Here is a 1,426-nt window from a genome sequence, read left to right as displayed (position 1 = left end):
CGGCGGAATCGGGTTGGTGGGTGGTGGAGGGGCCGGGGAGGTGGGGAGAGGATCTCCCGACTCAAGCCCAACCGGGCCACAGATCGGCGGAGCCGTCTCGCCCGACGCAACGCGCCGCCGGGAGATCTCTGCGCACCTTTCCGGTCTCGACCTCCCGGGTTCGGAACCGCTGGTGACCTGTGGTGGCTGGCGCCGCGGACATAGCTGTACACTGATCGGTGACCCAGTTTGCGCTGGGTCAAAATCCGCGTGTCCTGTAAGCGGTGCGCCCGTCGTGGTCCTCGGCCTTGGCCGGGGTTTGGCGGCAGCGGCCCAGGGCACCAGGCGCGGCAGCAACCGGGCTAGCCGCGAACAACCACGACGAGTCACCTGCGCCGGTCGCGGGTGAGAAGGAGGTAGGCGCGGCCATGGCCGTCGTCACCATGAAGCAGCTGCTCGAGAGCGGCGTGCATTTCGGGCATCAGACCCGGCGCTGGAATCCGAAGATGAAGAGATTCATCTTCACCGAGCGCAATGGCATCTACATCATCGACCTACAGCAGTCGCTGTCCTACATCGACAGCGCATACGACTTCGTGAAGGAGACGGTGGCGCACGGCGGCACGGTCCTCTTCGTCGGCACCAAGAAGCAGGCTCAGGAGGCCGTGCGCGAGCAGGCCACCCGGGTCAACATGCCGTACGTGACCGAGCGTTGGCTGGGCGGCATGCTCACCAACTTCCAGACGGTCAACAAGCGGCTGCAGCGGCTGAAGGAGCTCGAGGAGCTCGACTTCGACAACGTCGCCGCCTCCGGGCTGACCAAGAAGGAACTCCTCATGCGCAGGCGTGAGAAGGACAAGCTGGAGCGCACGCTCGGCGGTGTGCGCAACATGGCCAAGGTTCCGAGCGCGGTCTGGATCGTCGACACGAAGAAGGAGCACCTCGCCGTCAACGAGGCGCGCAAGCTCGGCATCCCCGTCATCGCCATCCTCGACACCAACTGTGACCCGGACGAGGTCGACTACCCGATCCCCGGCAACGACGACGCCATCCGCGCCGTCAACTTGCTGACCAGGGTCGTGGCTGACTCCGTCGCTGACGGGCTGATCACCCGTCAGGGCCAGCGCGGTGGCGACGAGGGCACGGCGGATGTCGCTGTCGACGAGCCGCTGGCCGAGTGGGAGAAGGAACTGCTGGTCGGATCTGAGGGCGAGGCTTCGCCAGAGGAGAACGGTGCTGCGGCGCCGGCGGTTGAGGCCGCGGACGCGGCTGAGACGACGGACGCGGTTGAGGCCGCGGACGCGGTTGAAGCCCCTGCCGAAGCGGCCGAGGCCCCTGCCGAAGCGGCCGAGGCCCCTGCCGAAGCGGCCGAGGCCCCTGCCGAAGCGGACTCCGATCTGGCGCAGACGGCGAGCACGCAAGCCTAAGGTTCTTTGGTGAGCGGACG

1 protein-coding gene is annotated in these 1,426 nt (G+C 67.3%); it reads left to right on the top strand.

The annotated features are described in order from the left end of the window. Positions 1 to 407: 407 nt before the first annotated feature. Positions 408 to 1,406: a 30S ribosomal protein S2 gene (gene rpsB, locus ELR45_RS24345; protein ID WP_129668671.1), complete on the top strand. Its 999-nt coding sequence runs from the start codon at positions 408 to 410 to the stop codon at positions 1,404 to 1,406. The last annotated feature ends 20 nt before the right edge of the window (positions 1,407 to 1,426 follow it).

It is taken from the genome of Phytoactinopolyspora endophytica (assembly GCF_004138495.1).
Lineage (GTDB): Bacteria > Actinomycetota > Actinomycetes > Jiangellales > Jiangellaceae > Phytoactinopolyspora > Phytoactinopolyspora endophytica.
This window is presented reverse-complemented; position numbering and strand designations above follow the sequence as displayed.